The organism is Marilutibacter maris, assembly GCF_006546735.2.
Classification (GTDB): Bacteria; Pseudomonadota; Gammaproteobacteria; order Xanthomonadales; family Xanthomonadaceae; genus Marilutibacter; species Marilutibacter maris.
The window spans coordinates 1-2,234 of record NZ_VICD02000112.1 but is presented as its reverse complement, the minus strand read 5'-3'; the positions used below and the strand labels follow the sequence as shown (position 1 = coordinate 2,234).

2 protein-coding genes are annotated in these 2,234 nt (G+C 72.7%); both read left to right on the top strand.

The window, feature by feature from the left end; all coding sequences use genetic code 11:
• The coding region (locus FKV24_RS07510) for a GltB/FmdC/FwdC-like GXGXG domain-containing protein (RefSeq protein ID WP_484502554.1) at window positions 1-820 on the top strand (820 nt) is incomplete at its 5' end.
• Window positions 820-2,234 (top strand): FAD-dependent oxidoreductase (locus FKV24_RS07505; RefSeq protein WP_141481938.1); only part of this gene is annotated, 1,415 nt, incomplete at its 3' end. The genes FKV24_RS07510 and FKV24_RS07505, both read left to right, overlap by 1 nt.

Here is a 2,234-nt window from a genome sequence, read left to right as displayed (position 1 = left end):
TGCGCCGACCGGGCTGGCCGCCGAACTCGACGCCGCGCTGGCCGCGGCGATCGCCGGCAAGCACGGCGGCACCTACCGCTTCGACATCCGCAACACCGACCGCAGCATCGGCGCGCGCCTGTCCGGTGCGGTCGCGCGCCGGCACGGCGACCATGGCATGGCCGACGCGCCGATCGCGCTGCGCTTCGACGGCAGCGCCGGGCAGAGCTTCGGCGCCTTCAATGCCGGTGGCCTGCACCACGAGCTGGTCGGCGAGGCCAACGACTACGTCGGCAAGGGCATGACCGGCGGCCGCATCGTGGTGCGCCCGCCCGAGGACGCGCGCTGGATCGCCCACGAGACCGCGATCATCGGCAACACCTGCCTGTACGGCGCCACCGGCGGCGAGTTGTACGCCAGCGGCCGCGCCGGCGAGCGCTTCGGGGTGCGCAACTCCGGCGCGACCGCGGTGATCGAGGGCGCCGGCGATCACTGCTGCGAGTACATGACCGGCGGCGCGGTCGCGGTGCTCGGCCGCACCGGGCTGAACTTCGGCGCCGGCTTCACCGGCGGCATGGCCTACGTGCTCGACATGGACCGCGATTTCGTCGACCGCTACAACCACGAGCTGATCGACATCGTGCGCATCGCCGGCGACGGCTTCGAGCACCACCGCTCGCACCTGCGCGACCTGCTGGAGGCGCACGCGCGCCACACCGGCAGCGAGCGGGCGCGACGCATCCTCGACGAGATGCGCGACTACATCGGCAAGTTCTGGCTGGTGAAGCCGAAGGCGGCAAGCCTGGCGTCGCTGGCCGAAAATCTGAAGAGGGCGGCGTGATGGCGAAGCCTGCACCGAAGAAGAACGTGTTCGAGTTCCTCGAGCTGCCGCGCGAGATGCCGCGGCGGATTCCGCTGGCGCTGCGCCGCGACGGCGACTGGGGCGAGCTGTACGGACGCTTCAACGACGAGGCCGCGCGCCACCAGGCCGGACGCTGCCTGGACTGCGGCAATCCGTACTGCTCGTGGAAGTGCCCGCTGCACAACTACATCCCCAACTGGCTCGAACTCGCCCGCGAGGACCGCGTGCACGAGGCGGCGACGCTGTGCCACGAGACCAACCCGCTGCCGGAGATCTGCGGCCGGGTATGTCCGCAGGACCGCCTGTGCGAGGGCAGCTGCACGCTCGACGACGGCTTCGGCGCGGTCACCATCGGCGCGGTCGAGAAGTACATCGTCGATCGCGCGGTCGCCGACGGCTGGCGCCCGGACCTGTCGCGGGTGGTCGCGACCGGGCAGCGGGTGGCGGTGATCGGCGCCGGCCCGGCCGGGCTGTCCTGCGCCGACCGTCTCGCCCGCGCCGGCATCGAGGCGGTGGTCCACGACCGCTACGAGCAGATCGGCGGCCTGCTGCAGTTCGGCATCCCCAGCTTCAAGCTCGACAAGTCGGTGGTGCAGACCCGCCGCGAGATCCTCGAGGGCATGGGCGTGCGCTTCCGCCTCGGCGTCGAGGTCGGCCGCGACCTCAGCCTCGACGCACTGCTGGACGAGTACGACGCGGTGTTCCTCGGCCTGGGCAGCTACCGCTACACCGATGGCGGCCTGCCCGGCCAGGACCTGGCCGGGGTGCTGCCGGCGCTGCCGTTCCTGGTCCAGAACGGTCGCGTGGTCGGCGGCGTGCAGCCGCAGGGACGGCCGATCGCCGGCTGGGAAGACCGCATCGAGCTGCCCGAACTGAAGGGCCGGCGGGTGGTCGTGCTCGGCGGCGGCGACACCGGCATGGATTGCGTGCGCAGCGCGATCCGGCTCGGCGCGGCCGAGGTCACTTGCGCCTACCGCCGCGACGAGGCCAACATGCCCGGCTCCGCGCGCGAGGTCGGCAACGCCCGCGAGGAAGGCGTGCGCTTCCTGTTCAACCGCCAGCCGCTGGAACTGGTCGGCCGCGACGGCCGGGTCAACGGCGTGCGCGTGGTCGAGACCCGCATGGGCGCGCCCGACGCCAACGGCCGCCAGCGCGCCGAGCCGGTCGAGGGCAGCGAATCCACCCTCGCCGCCGACGTGGTGATCATCGCCTTCGGCTTCCGCCCCGACGCGCCGGACTGGTTGGCCGCGCACGGCATCGAGCTGGAGGACGACGGCCGTATCCGCACCTCGGGCGAACGCGGCGCGCATCCCTACCAGACCGCGCATCCGCGCGTGTTCGCCGGCGGCGACGCGGTGCGCGGCGCCGACCTGGTGGTCACCGCCGCGTTCGA